Origin of the sequence: Patulibacter defluvii, assembly GCF_034096925.1 — a bacterium.
In the GTDB taxonomy this organism is placed as follows: domain Bacteria; phylum Actinomycetota; class Thermoleophilia; order Solirubrobacterales; family Solirubrobacteraceae; genus Patulibacter; species Patulibacter defluvii.
The window spans coordinates 123,385-139,650 of the sequence record NZ_JAWZSQ010000010.1; the positions used below are offsets into that span (position 1 = coordinate 123,385).

At 74.7% G+C, this 16,266-nt stretch carries 12 protein-coding genes; 5 read left to right on the forward strand and 7 right to left on the reverse strand.

Annotated features, from left to right (window positions below):
* Positions 1-8 precede the first annotated feature (8 nt).
* From SH587_RS12545 to SH587_RS12565, 5 genes are all read right to left on the reverse strand, one after another.
* The gene (locus SH587_RS12545) at positions 9-590 is read right to left on the reverse strand and encodes a regulatory protein RecX (protein WP_320670961.1); all 582 of its coding nucleotides are present in this window, start codon (positions 588-590) and stop codon (positions 9-11) included.
* On the reverse strand, positions 587-1,654 hold the full coding sequence (recA, locus tag SH587_RS12550) for a recombinase RecA (RefSeq protein ID WP_375341764.1): 1,068 nt from the start codon (positions 1,652-1,654) through the stop codon (positions 587-589). The genes SH587_RS12545 and recA overlap by 4 nt, the downstream gene beginning before the upstream one ends.
* Positions 1,655-1,838: 184 nt before the next feature.
* Positions 1,839-3,146 carry a competence/damage-inducible protein A gene (locus SH587_RS12555; RefSeq protein ID WP_320670963.1) on the reverse strand — a complete coding sequence of 436 codons (1,308 nt, stop codon included), beginning with the start codon at positions 3,144-3,146 and terminating at the stop codon, positions 1,839-1,841.
* Complete coding sequence (locus SH587_RS12560; protein ID WP_320670964.1) at positions 3,143-3,955, reverse strand: helix-turn-helix domain-containing protein; 813 nt, start codon at positions 3,953-3,955, stop codon at positions 3,143-3,145. Before SH587_RS12560 ends, SH587_RS12555 begins: the two co-directional genes overlap by 4 nt.
* An 87-nt stretch (positions 3,956-4,042) precedes the next feature.
* A complete protein-coding gene (locus SH587_RS12565; protein WP_320670965.1) occupies positions 4,043-6,811 on the reverse strand; it encodes an FtsK/SpoIIIE family DNA translocase in 2,769 nt (922 codons plus the stop codon).
* A 139-nt stretch (positions 6,812-6,950) separates the two neighbouring features.
* Here SH587_RS12565 and SH587_RS12570 point away from each other — a divergent pair, with 139 nt between their 5' ends.
* From SH587_RS12570 to SH587_RS12585, 4 genes are all read left to right on the forward strand, one after another.
* Entirely contained in the window at positions 6,951-7,640 is a 690-nt protein-coding gene (locus tag SH587_RS12570) for a CAP domain-containing protein (protein WP_320670966.1), read from the forward strand.
* A gap of 64 nt (positions 7,641-7,704) precedes the next feature.
* Entirely contained in the window at positions 7,705-8,397 is a 693-nt protein-coding gene (locus SH587_RS12575) for a response regulator transcription factor (protein ID WP_320670967.1), read from the forward strand.
* 13 nt (positions 8,398-8,410) lie between these two features.
* Positions 8,411-10,102, forward strand: a complete 1,692-nt coding sequence (locus tag SH587_RS12580; RefSeq protein WP_320670968.1) for a sensor histidine kinase — start codon at positions 8,411-8,413, stop codon at positions 10,100-10,102.
* 221 nt (positions 10,103-10,323) lie between these two features.
* Positions 10,324-11,187: a YciE/YciF ferroxidase family protein gene (locus SH587_RS12585; protein ID WP_320670969.1), complete on the forward strand. Its 864-nt coding sequence runs from the start codon at positions 10,324-10,326 to the stop codon at positions 11,185-11,187.
* Between the two features lie 78 nt (positions 11,188-11,265).
* Here the strand turns inward: SH587_RS12585 and SH587_RS12590 are convergent, their stop codons facing one another.
* Entirely contained in the window at positions 11,266-12,942 is a 1,677-nt protein-coding gene (locus SH587_RS12590; protein WP_320670970.1) for a ribonuclease J, read from the reverse strand.
* A gap of 130 nt (positions 12,943-13,072) precedes the next feature.
* Positions 13,073-13,936, reverse strand: a complete 864-nt coding sequence (gene dapA, locus SH587_RS12595; RefSeq protein ID WP_375341761.1) for a 4-hydroxy-tetrahydrodipicolinate synthase — start codon at positions 13,934-13,936, stop codon at positions 13,073-13,075.
* Between the two features lie 95 nt (positions 13,937-14,031).
* Here dapA and recD2 point away from each other — a divergent pair, with 95 nt between their 5' ends.
* Positions 14,032-16,227, forward strand: a complete 2,196-nt coding sequence (gene recD2 / locus SH587_RS12600; RefSeq protein ID WP_320670972.1) for an SF1B family DNA helicase RecD2 — start codon at positions 14,032-14,034, stop codon at positions 16,225-16,227.
* The last annotated feature ends 39 nt before the right edge of the window (positions 16,228-16,266 follow it).

Sequence of the window (16,266 nt, forward strand, 5' to 3'; positions counted from 1 at the left end):
CCCGGAATCTACCCGTCGGCGCGCTCGCGGCAGCGACGTTCGTAGGTGCGGACCGCGTCGTAGGCCGTCTCGAGCGGGAAGCCGCGGGTCGCCAGCAGCCGCAGCGCCCGGCTGCGTCCCTTGTCGTCGGCCAGCGGCGCCCCGCCCAGCCGCTGCTCCAGCGCCTCGACCGCCAGGTCCGGCTCGCGCTCCTGGTCGGGGTCGCCGGCCAGCGCCGCCTCGATCAGCGCGTCGCCGATCCCCATCCGCCGCAGCCCGGCCGCGATCCGCAGCCGGCCCCAGCCCTCGATCCGCCGCCGGTCCTCGACGTAGCGCTGGGCGTAGCGACGATCGTCGAGGTAGCCGAGGTCGTGCAGCTCGGCCAGCGCCCGCTCGATCGTGGGCGCCCCGACCTGCCGCCGCTCCAGGTGCCGCTGGACCTCGGCCACCGTCCGGTCGCGCTTGGCCAGGTGGCGGTAAGCCAGGTCGAGCGCGTGGTGGACCCGCTCCTCCGGCCCGCTGCTCGCCGTCAGCGGCCGCTCCCTCGCCGGCCGCTCACCGGCGACGGGCGCCAGGTCGGGGTCGGGGTCGGGGTCGGCGGCGAGGCTCACGCGGCGGCGGTGGCGGGCTCCTCGGCCGGGACGGCGGCGACCGGAGCGGCCTTCGGCACCAGGTCGAGCTTCTCGTAGATCCGCCGCTCGATCTCGGCGGCGATCTCCGGGTTGGCGTCGAGGTGCGCCTTCGCGTTCGTCCGGCCCTGGGCCAGCCGCTCGCCGTCGAAGCTGAAGAACGAGCCGGACTTCTGGACGATGTCGTGCTCGATGCCGAGATCGATCAGGCAGCCGGAGGTCGAGATGCCCTTGCCGAACTCGATGTCGAACTCGGCCTGCTTGAACGGCGGCGCGACCTTGTTCTTGACGACCTTGACCCGGACCCGGTTGGCGACCGCGTCGGTGCCCTCCTTGATCGTCTCGATCCGGCGGATGTCGAGCCGCTGCGAGCTGTAGAACTTCAGCGCGCGACCGCCCGGCTGGGTCTCCGGCGAACCGAACATCACGCCGACCTTCTCGCGGATCTGGTTCGTGAAGATGCACATCGTGCCGGTCCGGTTGAGGTTGCCGGTCAGCTTGCGCATCGCCTGGCTCATCATCCGGGCCTGGAGGCCGACGGTGGTGTCGCCCATCTGGCCCTCCAGCTCCGCCCGCGGCGTCAGCGCGGCGACCGAGTCGACCGCGACCACGTCGACCGCGCCCGAGCGGACCAGCATGTCGGCGATCTCCAGCGCCTGCTCGCCGTAGTCGGGCTGCGAGACCAACAGCTCGTCGATGTCGAGCCCGATCGCCTTCGCGTAGACCGGGTCCATCGCGTGCTCGGCGTCGATGAAGGCACAGACCCCGCCGCGCTTCTGGGCCTCGGCGAGGATGTGGTAGACGAGCGTCGTCTTGCCCGACGACTCCGGGCCGAAGATCTCGATGATCCGGCCGCGCGGGACCCCGCCGATCCCGAGCGCGATGTCGAGCGAGAGCGATCCGGTCGGCACGGCCTCGACCTGCCCGATGGCGCCCTCGTCGCCCATCCGCATGACGGTGCCCTTGCCGTACTGGCGCTCGATCTGCTGCAGGGCGCCCTGGAGCGCGGCGTCGCGCGCCTTGGCGGTATCGGTGTCCTTGGCCATCTCGAACGTCACCTCGTGCTGGGAGCGGAACTGGATCTTCCGTCCTCGGTCGGACGGAACCGGACCGTACATATGTTCGTGTCGCCCGTGGGTGCCCGAACGTGCCGATTTCGCACCGACTTCGCGCCAACTTCGCGCGCCCCGGGGCCCCCACCCGACCGGCCCCGACTCCCGGCCCCGCCCCTCAGTCGCGCTCGCCGCGCAGCAGCCGCCGCAGCAGGTGCAGCGCCGCCGTGGTGGTCCGGTCGCGGACCGCGAAGCGGTCGCCGGGGATCCGGACGTGACGCACCAGCGAGGCGCCGTCGCGGGCCGCGACGGCCAGGAAGACCGTCCCGACCGGCTTCTCCTCGCTGCCGCCGCCGGGCCCGGCGACGCCGGTGGTGGAGACGGCGACGTCGGCCCCGAGCCGCTCCAGCGCCCCGGTCGCCATCGCCTGGGCGACCGCCGCCGAGACCGCGCCGTGCTCGGCCAGCAGCCGGCCGTCGACCCCCAGCGCCCGCCGCTTGACGTCGTTGGAGTAGGCGACCACCCCGCCCGCGACCGCGTCCGAGGCGCCCGCGCGGTCGGTCAGCCGCCCAGCCACCAGCCCGCCGGTGCAGGACTCGGCGGTCGCGACCATCCAGCCGCGCTCGCGCAGCAGGTCGAGCACCAGCTCGTCGATCGAGCGGCCGTCGTCGGAGAAGAGCTGCTCGCCGTGGCGGTCGCGGACGAAGGCGGCGAACGCCTCCGCGGTCGCGGCGCGGTCGGGTGCCCAGCGGTTGACGATCTCCAGCTCGCCGCGGTGGGCGCAGGTGGTGACCTCGATCTCGTCGAGCGCGATCCCGGCCGCCCGGGCCTCGCGCATCGTGTCGACCAGCTGCGCCTCGGGCAGCCCGTAGACCCGCAGGACCTGCTCGCCGCGGACCAGCGCCCCCGGGATCGCGGCCCGGAACGCGTCCAGCTCGACCGCCGTCCGCCACATCGGCTGCAGCTCGCGCGGGGGGCCGGGCAGCACGAGCACCGTCGGCCCCGGCTCGCCGTCCGGCGGCGGCACCACCAGGCCGGGCGCGGTGCCGACCGGCTCGAGCACGGTCGCGCCCTCGGGCACCAGCGCCTGCTTGCGGTTCGCCGCCCGCAGCGCCGCCTCGTCGACCGGGCGACTGGGGCTGCTCCAGCGGCGCGCGAAGCCCTCGATGATCGTCCAGATCCGGCCTTCCAGCGGCTCGTCGATCGCCATCGTCCGGCGCTGGAACTCGGCCACCACCGCCGCGGTCAGGTCGTCCTCGGTCGGCCCCAGGCCGCCCGAGGTGACGATCAGGTCGATCGCGCTCGCCCGCAGGTGGTCGAGGGCGGCCCGCAGGTCCTCGGGCCGGTCGCCGACGACGGTCGTCGAGACGTGGTCGACCCCGATCGCGCCCAGCTGCTGGGCCAGCCAGGGCCCGTTGCGGTCGCTGACCCAGCCGCCCAGGACCTCGGTCCCGGTGACGACGACGGCGGCGCGCGGGACGCTCACGAGCAGGAGGGCCGGCGGCCGGCCGGCAGCCGCTTGCTGGCGTTGCGGGTGATCTCGTAGGCGACGACGCCGTCGCTGCCGGCGGTCAGGTTGCGGCGGCGGCCGCCGACCGTGACCCGCGCGCTGGCGTCGTTGAGGGCGATCCGGAAGCGCTTCGAGCGCAGCAGCTTGGTCCGCTGCCCGACGGCCAGCTCGCGGCCGTTGACGACCCGCTTGCCCTGGGCGTCGACCACACAGACGAAGACCGGCGTGCTGGGACCGGCCTGGACCCGCAGCGGCACGATCAGGCGGGCGGCCGCGCGCCGTTCGCGGGCGCGGCGGCGCTCGTCGGCCCGCTTCTTGCGCTCGGCGGCGGCGCGGGCGTCGGCCTGGGTGGTGTCGACGGTGGTGGTCGACGGCGGCTGGTCCTCGCCCTGCGAGAGCCGGTAGACGGCGAACAGCGCCACCCCGACCAGCACCACCAGCAGCAGCAGCGGCACCCAGTTGGTCCGCTTGGGCGGGCCGAACGCGCCGCCGCCTCCCCCGCCCCCGCTGCGGCGCGGACCGCGACGGACCCCGGCGCCGGCGCCCTCGTAGGGCTCGTGGCGGAACTTGTACTCCTCGACCAGCAGCTTGGCGTCGAGCCCCAGGGCCTCCGCGTAGGTGCGCAGGAAGCTCTTCACGAAGGTCGAGCCCGGGAGCAGGCTCCACTCCTCGTTCTCCAGCGCACGCAGGTACTTCGCCCGGATCTTCGTCCGGGCCTCGACCTCGGCGATGTCGATCCCGGCGCGCATCCGGGCCTCGCGCAGGGTGGCACCGATCTCCGCCATTCGCCCGGGAAGGCTACTGGCCGGAGGGGCCGAGGTCGGGTGCGGCCGTGCATGCACCGTCCGCTGGGCGGACGGCGCCGGCCCCGCTCAGCCGCCGCGGGTCAGGGCCGCGTGCTCGCCGGTGCGGTCGTCGGCGGTGTCCTCGCCGCTCGGCGGAGCGTGCGGTCCGCCGGCGTCGTCAGCCGGCTCGCCGGGGTCCGCGGCGCCCCGCAGCTGGGCCAGCAGCTTCGGCAGGTCCATCGGCGAGATCAGCACCTGACGGGCCTTCGAGCCCTCGAACGGCGAGACGATCCCGCGCCGCTCCATCATGTCGACCAGCCGGCCGGCGCGGGTGTAGCCGACCCGCAGCCGCCGCTGGAGGCCCGAGGTCGACGCGGCGCCCATCTCGACCACCAGCTCGATCGCGTCGGCCAGCAGCGGATCGGTGTCGGCGTCGACGTCGTCGGGGCCGCCGTCGGTCGCCTCCTCGTCCTCGGCCGCCTCGAGCAGGTCCTCGCGCAGCTCCGGCTCGCCCTGGGTGGCCCAGTGGCGGGTCAGCTCGGCGATCTCCGCCTCGTCGATGTAGGCGCCCTGGATCCGGGTCAGCTTCGAGCTGCCGACCGGGTTGAAGAGCATGTCGCCGCGGCCGAGCAGCGACTCGGCGCCGTTCTGGTCGAGGATCACGCGCGAGTCGGTCTGCGAGGAGACGCTGAAGGCGATCCGCGACGGGACGTTGGCCTTGATCATGCCGGTGATCACGTCCACGCGCGGGGACTGCGTGGCCAGCACCAGGTGGATGCCGACCGCGCGGGCCTTCTGCGCGATCCGGATGATCGCGTCCTCGACATCGGCCGGGGCGACCATCATCAGGTCGGCCAGCTCGTCGATCACGCAGAGGATGTAGGGCAGCGGCTCGTCGCCCTCCTCGACCCGGACCTTGTTCAGCTCGATCAGGTTGCGGGTCTTCTTGACGCTCATCACGCCGTAGCGCCACTCCATCTCGCGGACGAGGTTCTGGAGCGCGTTGGCGGCCATCTTCGGGCTCGTGATCACCGGCGTCAGCAGGTGCGGCACGGCCTCGTAGTGGTTCAGCTCGACCTGCTTCGGGTCGACCAGCACCAGCCGCACGTCGTCCGGCGTGGCGTGCAGCAGGATCGAGCTGAGCATCGCGTTGACGCAGCCCGACTTGCCGGCGCCGGTGGTGCCGGCGACCAGCAGGTGCGGCATCTTCGCCAGGTCGGCGTGGATCGGCTTGCCGGAGACGTCCTTGCCGAGCCAGACCGTCAGCGGCGTCTCGCCCTGGGGCGGGTCGTCGTAGACGTCGCCGAGGTGGACGACGCGGCGGCGCTTGTTCGGAACCTCGACGCCGACCGCGGTCTTGCCCGGGACCGGGGCCAGGATCCGGATGTCGGTCGCGGCCAGGGCGTAGGCCAGGTCGTCCTTCAGCTGGGCGACCTTCGACATCTTGATGCCGGGCGCCAGCCGCAGCTCGTAGCGGGTGATGTGGGGACCGGCGATCGTGCCGATCACCTGGGCGTCGACCTTGAAGTGCTGGAGCGCCTCGACCAGCGCCTGCGCCGTCTCCTGCTGACCGGCGGTGTCCGGGCGCAGCTGGTCGGGCGCGGAGACCTTCAGCAGCGCCGGGTCGGGCAGCACGTAGCCGTCCTCGGGCGGCTCGTGGTCGCCGCCCATCGGCTGCCGCTCGCGCAGCTCCTTCAGCGTCGGGCGCTCGTCGTCGCGGGTCGGCTCGTCCTCCGGCTCGTCGACGGCCGCGGCGCGGACGACGCGGGTCGGGGCCTCGGGGGCCGGCGGCGGGACGACGACCGTGAAGTCCTCGTCGTCGTCGGGGACGACGGTCGGCTCCGGCTCGCTGGTCGGCAGGTCGAGGCGGGTCTCGCCCTCCTCGCCGAAGAGGTCGGGGTAGCGGCGGGCGCCGTCCAGCTCGGTCCGGCCGGGACCGCGACGGGCGACGATCTCCTCGCCGGTGGCGGGCTCGGCGGCGCGGCGCCGGCGGGCGGCGGCGGTCGACGGGAAGGGGGTCTCGGCGGCGTCCTCCTCCGGCGGCTCCTCGGCCGCGGCCTCGGTGGTGGCGCGGCGTGGCCGCGGCGGCACCGGCCCCTCGCCGGTCTTCGGCGCGGGGGTCGCCGCACGGCGACGGGGCAGGACGGGGATCTCCGGCTCGTCGCCGGTCTCGCCGCTGGGCACGCGCCGCAGCGCGGTGGTGGTCTGGCGCAGGCCCTCGCCGGTCCGCGACACCATCGACGCGATCGAGGCCCCGGTCAGCAGCAGCACGCCGGCGAGCAGCGCGGTGACGCCGATCACGTGGGCGCCGATGCTGCCGAGCAGGCTCGAGATCCCCCAGTAGAGGGCGTCGCCGATCACGCCGCCGCGCGGGCGGACGATCGCGCTGCTCCACAGCTCGCTGCCGTGGCGGGCGCCGCCGCCGAGCCCGAAGGTGCCGGCCGCGAACAGCAGCATCAGCGCCAGCAGCAGCAGGATCGCGCCGGAGCGGAAGGGTCGGATCGCCGGCAGCAGCGGACGCAGGATCAGCAGCAGGCCGGTGGCGGCGACCGCGGGCGGGGCGAGGTAGGCGATCTGGCCGAAGACGCTGCGGAGGCCGCCGACCAGTCCGTCGCCGATCGCGCCGCCCCAGGCGCCCAGGTACATCAGGAAGACGAGGAAGACCGAGAGCGCCAGCAGCCCGAGCCCGATCTGGTCGAACTGCCGCTGCTCCAGCGAGCGCCAGGCCGGCAGCGACGAGCCGCCCCGTGCGCGCGTGGACCCACCGCGCTTGGCGGCGGCGGCGCGGGGCTTGGCCTTCGCCTTCGGCTTCGCCGCCTTCGAGGCGGTGCGGGCAGGGGTACGGGTCCGGCTCATGCTCACCGGCTCGGTTCGCCGGGCGCCGCGCGGTTCCTCCCCGCGCCCGCGGGCGGCGGCCGCGATCGATCATTCGTTGAGTCTCGCATCCGCGTCGATGGACGCTCGATGCTGGGGACGAACCAACTGAACGTCGATCATGTCGCTTGCCTCCGTACGTCCACTGCCGCTGTTCCTGGCCCTCGTCGCCGGGGCGATCGGCGGGGTCGGGGGCGGGGTCGGGGTGCCGGCGGCGTCGGCCCCCACTCCGGCGGCCGGCGCGGTCGCGGGGACGTCGGCCTGCGGCGGCCACGGACGCGCGGCGACGCGCTGCGCGACCGCCCGCCGGCGGATCGCCCTCCGCCGCGTCGCCCAGCGCGACTGCCCGGACGCCGACCTGCAGCCGTCGGCCGAGAACCTGGAGCGGGTGCGGAGCGCGACCGCCTGCCTGGTCGCCCGCGAACGCGCCCGCCGCGGGATCGGCGGCCTCGGCAACCGCCAGGTGCTGCGGCGGATGGCCGACGGCTACGCCCGCCTGATGGTGCGCGAGGACTTCTTCGGCCACGTCACGCCGTCAGGGGTGAGCTTCTCGCGGCGGATCGCGGCCGCGGGCTACCCGCCGCGTCGGCGGGCCTGGCGGGCGGGCGAGAACCTGGCCTGGGGCACCGGCAAGATGGCGACCCCGCGCGACGTGGTCCGTCGCTGGATGGCCTCCCCCGGCCACCGCCGCAACCTGCTCGACCGCGCGTTCGACGAGACCGGGATCGGGATCGCGCTCGGCGCCCCCGGCGTCGCGGCCACCGGTCGCACGGCCGCGACCTACGTCCAGGTGCTCGGCGCCCGCGGCTGAGCGCTCAGCGGGCGCGTGGCTGCGCTTGAACGACGGTGAAGCTCCGGCGACTACGATCGGCGCCATGGATTCCAGTGGCCGCACCGCGCGCGTGCTGATCGTCGAGGACGACGAGGAGATCGCCGGCGTGCTCGGGCGCACCCTGCGCCTGGAGGACTACGAGACCCGGATCGCCCGCGACGGGCAGAGCGCGCTGGCCGAGGCCCGGACCTACATGCCCGACGTGGTCGTGCTCGACCTCGGGCTGCCGGACATCGACGGGATCGAGGTCGCCCAGCGGCTGCGCGAGTCCGGCGACGTCCCGATCCTGATCCTGACCGCGCGCGACGCGGTCGAGCACCGCGTCGAGGGCCTCGACAGCGGCGCCGACGACTACCTGGTCAAGCCGTTCGAGCGCGACGAGCTGCTGGCCCGGATCCGGGCCCTGCTGCGGCGCCGCCCCCCGCGCGGCGAGGCGGCGCTCGTCGTCTCCGACCTGACGCTGAACCCGGCCACCCACGAGGTTCGCCGCGGCGAGCGCCAGATCGACCTGACCCAGCGCGAGTTCGAGCTGCTCGAGTACCTGATGCGGAACGAGAAGCTCGTCGTGCCCCGCCAGCGGCTGTTGGAGGAGGTCTGGGGCTACGACCCACTGGCCTCGACCAACACGATCGAGGTCTTCATCTCCAACCTCCGGCGCAAGCTCGAGGCGGGCGGCGAGGAGCGGCTGGTGCACACGATCCGCGGCGCCGGCTACGTCCTGCGCACCGCCCGCTGAGCGGAACGGCCGCGTGACCGCCGGCCACGAGCGCGTCCGCTGGCTCCGCTGGCTGGACAAGCTGCCGATCCGCTGGCGGCTGGCCGTCGTGTCGGCCGGGCTGACCGGGGCGATCCTGCTGGTGTTCGCGGTCGCGGTCGGGAGCTTCACGCTGCAGCGGGTCCGGAGCGACTTCGAGACCCAGACCACCGCCCGCTTCGAGACGCTGCGGACCGACCTCGACCTGCGGCTGACGAGCGTCTTCCCGACCACCGCGATCAACCTCCGCAGCAACCTCAACCTGCTGCGGGGCGAGCGCGGCACGGCGATCAACCTCTGGCTGGTCGATTCCCGCAACCCGCTGGGGCGGCCCCAGGAGCTGGGCCACACGACGCCCCGGCGCGACCTCGGCGCCCCGGAGTCCTCGGAGCAGCGCGAGGGCGACCTGCGGGTCTTCCACACCCGGATCGCGGTGCCGCTGCGCAACGCCGACGGCAAGGTCCTGAGCGCCGACAACGGCCTGATCCCGACCGTCACCGTGATCGCTCGGATGGGCCGCAGCTACGACACGGTCGAGCGCACCAGCCGCCGGATCCAGACCGCGCTGGCGCTCGGCGTGCTGCTGGGGACGATCCTGGCCCTCGTCGCCGGCCTCGCCGTCGGCCAGCGGGCGATGCGGCCGGTCAAGCGGATGACCGGCACCGCCCGCCACATCGCCCGCACCCGCGACCTCGACTCGCGGATGCCGGTCCCGCCGGTCCACGACGAGATCGCCGAGCTGGCCCGGACGCTGCAGGACATGCTCGACGAGCTGGCGGCGTCGCAGGCCCGGATCGACCAGTCGCTCCAGCGCCAGCGCGAGTTCGTCGCCGACGCCTCGCACGAGCTGCGGACACCGCTGACCGCCGTCCAGGCGAACCTGGAGCTGCTGGCGCTCTCGACCGACGGCGACGATCGCGAGGCCGCCGAGTCGGCGCTGCGCTCGGCCCGTCGGATGCGGCGGCTGGTCTCCGACCTGCTGCTGCTGGCGCGGATGGACGCCCAGCGCGAGACGGCCCGCGAGCCGGTCGACCTGGACCGGGCGATCCTCGAGGCGGTCGACGAGCTGGAGCCCCAGTTCGGCGGCCACGAGATCGTCCTCGACCTCGACCCGCTGACCGTCGACGGGGTTCGCGACGAGCTGGTGCGGATGGTCGCCAACCTGCTCGGCAACGCCCTCCGCCACACGCCCGACGGGACCGAGATTCGGATCCGCCTGCGGGAGATCGACCGCCGCGGCGAGCTCGTGGTCGAGGACGACGGTCCCGGGATCCCCCCCGAGTTGCGCGACCGGATCTTCGACCGCTTCGTCCGCCACGGCGGCGAGGGCGCCGGCTCGACCGGGATCGGCCTGGCGATCGTCCGCGCCGCCGCCCAGCGCCACGGCGGCGACGTGCGGCTGGAGTCGACCAGCGAGGACGGCAGCGGCGCCCGCTTCGTGATCACCCTCGCCCTCGCTGCCGAGCCGACCACGGTCGCCCCGGCCGACGACGACCGGATCGACCCCGACGGCCCGCCGGTCGACGCCGAGGTCGCCGCCGCGGCCGGCGAGGACGGCCGCCTGCTCGGCCCCTCGCGCCGCGCCGCCCGCCAGATCCGGCGGCGGCTGCGCGGCGACCGGGCCACCGCCGCCGGGCCCGCCGACGCCGAGGAGCGGCTCGGCGGCGCGGCGCCCGACGACGTCTAGGGGCGGGCGCGAACGTCGCACGCCGCCGGTCCCCCGCCGGGGCGTGTGACGTTCCCCCACGCGGGCGGTGGCGAACGTCGCACGGCCCGCCGGGGCGGCCGGGGTGTGTGACGTTCGCCCCACCGCCCTCCTCCCCCGTTTCCGCCCCCGCCGCCCCGGGTAGCCGGGGAAGAGCGCCGTTCACCCGGCCGACACCGCACGCCCCGAACCAGGAGCATCCGATGCCGCAGCCCGCCGACGTCCTCGTCCAGCACCTCCGCGACGCCCACGCCACCGAGGCCGGCCTCGTGCGCGTGCTCCAGTCCCAGATCGCGGTCGCGCCCCGTGGCGACCACCGCGACGCGCTCCAGGCCCACCTGTCCGAGACCCGCAGCCACGCCGAGCGGGTCCGCCGGCGGCTGGTCGAGCTGGGCGCCGGCGACGGGCCGCGCAGCCTCCGCGCCGGCTTTGCCCTCGTCCAGGGCGTCGCGGCCCAGGCGGTCGCGGTCGGCAAGCTGCCGCTCGACCTGGTGCGGGGCAAGGGCGGTGAGGAGAAGGTCCTGAAGAACGCCCGCGACGGCGCCGCCGCCGAGGCGCTGGAGATCGCCACCTACCGCGCGATCGAGGCCCTCGCCCGCGCCGTCGGCGACCCCGACACCGCCCGCCTGGCCCGCGAGATCCGAGCCGACGAGGAGCGGATGCTCGACCGCCTGCTCGCCGACGTCAGCGACCTGGCCGAGGGGGTCGCCGCGGCCCGCGTCGACGGCGACCCGCAGTGGTCGGCCGCCGAGACCGGCGCCGCCGACGCCGTCCGCCACGCCCGTGACGAGGTCGCCGACGCGGTCCGCGGACGCTTCGACGACGTCGCCGACAGCGCCCGCGACGCCCGCGACCGCGCCGTCCGCACGACCGAGCGCGCCGCCGACGCGGCCGCCGGCGCCGTCGAGCCGTGGCCCGGCTACGACGAGGCGACCGTGGCCGAGGTCGAGCGGCGGCTGCGCGAGGACGACGACGGTCCCGCGCTGTCGGCCCGCGTCGGCGCCTACGAGCGTCGCCACAAGGCCCGCGTCGGCGTGCTCGAGGCGGCCGAGCGCACGACCGCCTGAGCCCGAGCCGCCCCTCCGTCGCTCGCGTGGCGGTTCGGCCCCGAACGCCGGGGGTCAACCGCCACGCGAGGACGCCGACTAGACCGCGACGACGACCGGCAGCACCATCGGCCGCCGCTTCAGCTTCTCCCAGACCAGCTGGGCGACGTCGTCGTGGAGGATCCGCTGGATCTCGTCGAGGTCGTGGATCTCGTCGGCGGCGGCGCGCTCGACCGAGGCGTCGACCTGGTCGCGCAGCGCCTCCAGCAGCGCATCGGCCTCGTCCTTGAAGGGCACGCCGCGGAAGATCAGCTCCGGCTCGGCGACCGTCTTGCCGTCGTCGTCGCCGATCGTCGCCACGACCACGAAGAGGCCGTCGGCGGAGAGCGAGCGGCGGTCGCGGAGGGCCGCGTCGGCCGGGGCGCCGATGTCGGTGCCGTCGACGTAGAGGACGCCCGAGGGCACCGGCTTGCCGAAGCGCGCGCCGCGGGCGTCGATCTCGACCGGCAGCCCGTTCTCGGCGCAGAAGACGTGCTCCTCCTTGACGCCGACCGAGACCGCCAGCCGCTTGTGCAGCTGCAGCCGCTGGTAGTCGCCGTGCAGCGGCATCACGTACTTCGGCCGGGTCAGGTTGAGCATCATCTTCATCTCCTCCTGGTAGCCGTGGCCGGAGGCGTGGATCGGCGCGTCCTTGTGGGTGATGACGCTGGCGCCCGCCTGGTACAGCTTGTCGATCGTCTCGTTGACCGCCCGCTCGTTGCCGGGGATCGGGGTCGCGGAGAAGACGACGGTGTCGCCGTCGTGGATCCGGATCTGCGGGTGGTCGCGGAAGGCCATCCGCCGCAGCGCCGCCAGCGGCTCGCCCTGGGAGCCGGTCGACATCACGACCACGCGGTGGTCGGGCAGGTGCTCGAGGTCGCGCGGCTGGACCAGGACGCCGTCGGGAATGTCGAGGATCCCGAGCGCCTTGGCGATGTTCGTGTTCTTGCGCATCGAGCGGCCGAGCATGCAGACCTTGCGGTTCAGCTCGACCGCGGCGTCGATCACCTGCTGGACGCGGTGCAGGTTCGACGCGAACGAGGTGACGATGATCCGGCCGCGCTGGCGGGCGAAGACGTCGTAGAGGGCCGGGCCGACCAGCGACTCGCTCGGCGACCAGCCGGGACGGTCGACGTTGGTCGAGTCGCCCAGCAGCATCAGCAGCCCCTCCTTGCCGAACCGCGCCAGGCGCAGGAAGTCGGCCGGCGGACCGTCGACCGGGGTCTGGTCGAACTTGTAGTCGCCGGTGAAGAGCAGCGTGCCGGCGTCGCAGGTGACCGCCACGTTGCAGGCGTCGGGGATCGAGTGGGTGGCGTGGATCAGCTCGATCGTGAAGGTGCCGAGGCGGATCTCGCTGCCCGGCTGGACGTCGGTCAGCTCGACCTCGCGCAGGCGGTGCTCGTCGAGCTTGCTGCGGCCCATCGCCATCGTCAGCGGCCGCCCGTAGATCTTCGGCGCGCGGCGGGCGCCGCCGAGCTGCTTGATCACGTACGGCAGTGCGCCGAGGTGGTCCTCGTGGCCGTGGGTGATGACGATCGCCTCGATGTCCTGGGCGCGGTCCTTCAGGTAGCTGAAGTCCGGCAGCACCAGGTCGATCCCGACCTGCTCGGCGGTCGGGAAGCGGACCCCCGCGTCGATCACGACGATCTTGCCGTCGTACTCGACGACGGTCATGTTCTTGCCGATCTCGCCGAGGCCGCCGAGGGGCAGCACGCGGAGCGTCGTCGGTTGGGTCATATCGGGTGTTCCAGTCGTTCGGCGCGACGCACGGGTCGCGCGCAGGGTTCGGTGCGCTCCGCCCTGAGCCCACGCGCGCTCGCTCGCGCCCGCGGCCCCGACGGCTGCGCGGCTAATTGCCCCGCGAACGTCATCCGGCGAGCAGCCCGAGCCCCTCGAGCACGGCCCGGATCCGGGCCCGCTCGTCCTCGTCGGCCTCGACCAGCGGCAGCCGCAGGCCGCCGACCGGGTGCCCGGCCAGCTCCAGCGCCGCCTTGACCGGGATCGGGTTGACCGTCACGCCGAGGACCGCGTAGAGGTCCTGCAGCGAGCCGTCGATCTCCGCTCGCCGCTCGGGCGTGGCGGTCGCCAGCTCGGCCAGCAGGTCGCCGACCAGGTGGCTGGCGACGAGGATCCCGCCGGCGCCGCCGATCTCGATCGCGCGCGCGAGCGCGTCGTCGTTGCCGGCGTAGACGTCGAGCCCGTCGATCAGCTGCAGCTCGTCGCTGTTGGCCTGCTTGACCGCGTCGACGTGGTCGATCTGGGCCAGCTCGGCCAGCAGCTCGGGATCGAGGTTGAGGGTCGAGCGGGCGGGGATGTTGTAGAGCACGATCGGCTTGTCGGTCGCCGCGGCGACCGCCCGGTAGTGCTGCAGGATCCCGCGCCGGTTGGGGCGGTTGTAGTAGCCGACGACGTTGAGCGTCGCGTCGGCGCCCAGCTCGGTCGCCTTCTCCGTCAGGTGGAGCGAGTGGCGGGTGTCGTTCGAGCCCGCGTTGGCGATGATCGTGGTGCCGGCCGGCTTCTCGCGGATCGCCAGCTCGACCAGCCCCAGGTGCTCCTCGTCGCTCAGCGTCGAGCCCTCGCCGGTGGTCCCGGCGACGACGAAGCCGTCGGAGCCGTGGGCGGCCAGGTGGTGCATCAGATCGACGAAGGCGCCCTCGTCGACGCGGTACTCCGCGTCGAACGGCGTCACGATCGCGGTGATGATCGTCCCGAGCTCGGCCACGTGGTTCATCCTCCCAGAGCGGCGCTCGACGTGCGATCACGGTCCGGCCCGGCGGCCATGCCGCGACGGCATGGCCACGCCGGGGCGCCCGCTACCGTCGTCGGGTGGCCGTCGACGAGGAGACGCTCGAGCTGGAGGTCGCCGGCGTCCGCTTCCGCAGCGACGACGGCAGCTTCGCGGTGGTCGACGCGATGTCGGACAGCACCGGCCACGAGGTGCTGGTCGGGCCGCTCGGCCACCTGGAGCCGGGCGACCGCGTCCGCGCCACCGGCGACCGCCAGCAGCACGCCAAGCACGGCGCCCGCTTCCGGGTCCGCGCGCTCCAGAGCCTGGAGCCGGAGGGCGACGAGGCGCTGGCGCGGGTCCTGCGGCGGATCCCCGGCGTCGGCCCGGTCGCCGCCGAGCAGCTGATCGAGCGCTTCGGGGACGAGCTGCTGGCGCGGCTCGACGACGACCCGCGGTCGGTCCTGCGGCGGGTCCGCGGGCTCTCGGGCGAGAAGCTGACCGAGGCGGTCGACCACTGGCGGGCCGAGGCCGGCCCGCGCGCGGTGCGGCTGCTGCTGGAGCAGCACCAGGTCGACGCGGCCACGATCGGCCGCGTGATCCGGGCGCTCGGCGACGAGCCGGACGTCGCCCTGCTGCGCGCCGACCCCTACCGCCTGACCGAGCGCAGCGGGATCGGCTTCGTGACCGCCGACGCGATCGCCCTCGCCCTCGGCGAGGCCCGCGACAGCGCCGCCCGCCGCCAGGCCGGCACGCTCCAGGCGCTGCGGCTGGCCGAGGAGGACGGCCACTGCCACCTGCCCCACGACGAGCTGGTGCGGCGGGCGATCCGGCTGCTCTCCGGCAGCCGCGACCCGTGGGCGCCGCCCGGCGGCGCGGCCGGGATCGACGGCCGCTCGGTCGGCGAGGCGCTCGCCGGGCTGATCGCCAGCGGCGCCGTCGTCGACCGCGAGGGCCGGGTGGCGACGCTCGAGCTGGACGAGGACGAGGCGCTGCTGGCGACGCTGGTGGCCGGCCTGGCGACCGCCGAGCCGACGCTCGACGCGACCGCTCCCGACCGCGCCCCCGACGGCCTCGACCCGGCCCCCAGCGAGGAGCAGTGGGAGGCGGTCCGGTCGGCGATCGGCCACCGGCTCTCGATCCTCACCGGCGGCCCCGGCACCGGCAAGACGCAGACGATGCGGGCGCTCGTCACCACCCTCCGCGAGGCCGGCGGCCGGGTGCTGCTGTGCGCGCCGACGGGCAAGGCGGCGCGGCGGCTGGCCGAGGCGACCGGCGCCGACGCCACCACCATCCACCGGCTGCTCGGGTACGTGCCGGGCGAGGGCTTCCAGCACGACGAGGACGACCCGATCCCCGACGGCGTGATGCTGGTCGTCGACGAGGCGTCGATGCTGCCGCTCGACCTGGCGGTGGCGCTGCTGCGGGCGGTCGGGCCGCGGACCCACGTGCTGCTGGTCGGCGACGTCGACCAGCTGGCCCCGGTCGGTCCCGGGCGGGTGCTGCAGGACCTGCTGGAGTCGGGCGAGGTGCCGGCGGTGCGGCTGTCGCGGATCTTCCGCCAGGCCGAGCGGTCGCTGATCGTCCGCGCCGCCCACGCGATGAACCGCGGCGAGCCGCCCCAGACCCGGCCCGGCCCCGACGACGTCCGCGACTTCTTCCTGATCGACCGCGTCGACCCGGTCGCCGCCGCCGACGAGATCGTCTCGCTCGTGACCCAGCGGCTGCCCGGCTACTACGAGGTCGACGCGATCGGCGGCGTCCAGGTGCTGGCCCCGCAGCGGAAGGGCGCCTGCGGGGTCGAGACGCTCAACGGCCGGCTGCGGGAGATCCTCAACCCCGGCGGCCGCGCCGTCGCCGGCGGCGGGGCGCTGCGGGGGCTGCGCCAGGGCGACCGGGTGATGCAGACCCGCAACGACCACGAGGCCGAAGTCATGAACGGCGAGCTGGGGATGCTCGTCCAGGTCGACGAGGACGGCAAGCAGGTGGTGGTGGCGATGGACGACGGCCGCCGCGTGCGGCTGCCGAGCGACCGGCTCGACACCTGGGACCTGGCCTACGCCTGCACGGTCCACAAGGCCCAGGGGTCGAGCGTGCCGGTGGCGGTGGTGCCGGTGGTGGCCGAGCACCGCCACATGCTGACCCGCAACCTGCTCTACACCGCCGTCACCCGGGCCGAGAAGGCGTGCGTGATGGTCGGCGACCGGGGCGCGATCGCCGCCGCCCTGCGGCGGGTCGACGGCGCGACCCGCTACACCGCGCTGCCGGACCGGATCCGCGAGGCCCTGAGCGGCTGACCGCTCCCGCCCGCTGCGACGTTGCGGTCGTCCGGCGAC

Coding starts and splice junctions, on each gene's coding strand:
- recA (WP_375341764.1), bottom strand. CDS start 1,654: ATGGCCAAGGACACCGATACCGCCAAGGCGCGCGACGCCGCGCTCCAG.
- SH587_RS12585 (WP_320670969.1), top strand. CDS start 10,324: ATGCCGCAGCCCGCCGACGTCCTCGTCCAGCACCTCCGCGACGCCCAC.
- SH587_RS12570 (WP_320670966.1), top strand. CDS start 6,951: ATGTCGCTTGCCTCCGTACGTCCACTGCCGCTGTTCCTGGCCCTCGTC.
- SH587_RS12575 (WP_320670967.1), top strand. CDS start 7,705: ATGGATTCCAGTGGCCGCACCGCGCGCGTGCTGATCGTCGAGGACGAC.
- SH587_RS12565 (WP_320670965.1), bottom strand. CDS start 6,811: ATGAGCCGGACCCGTACCCCTGCCCGCACCGCCTCGAAGGCGGCGAAG.
- SH587_RS12590 (WP_320670970.1), bottom strand. CDS start 12,942: ATGACCCAACCGACGACGCTCCGCGTGCTGCCCCTCGGCGGCCTCGGC.
- dapA (WP_375341761.1), bottom strand. CDS start 13,936: ATGAACCACGTGGCCGAGCTCGGGACGATCATCACCGCGATCGTGACG.
- SH587_RS12560 (WP_320670964.1), bottom strand. CDS start 3,955: ATGGCGGAGATCGGTGCCACCCTGCGCGAGGCCCGGATGCGCGCCGGG.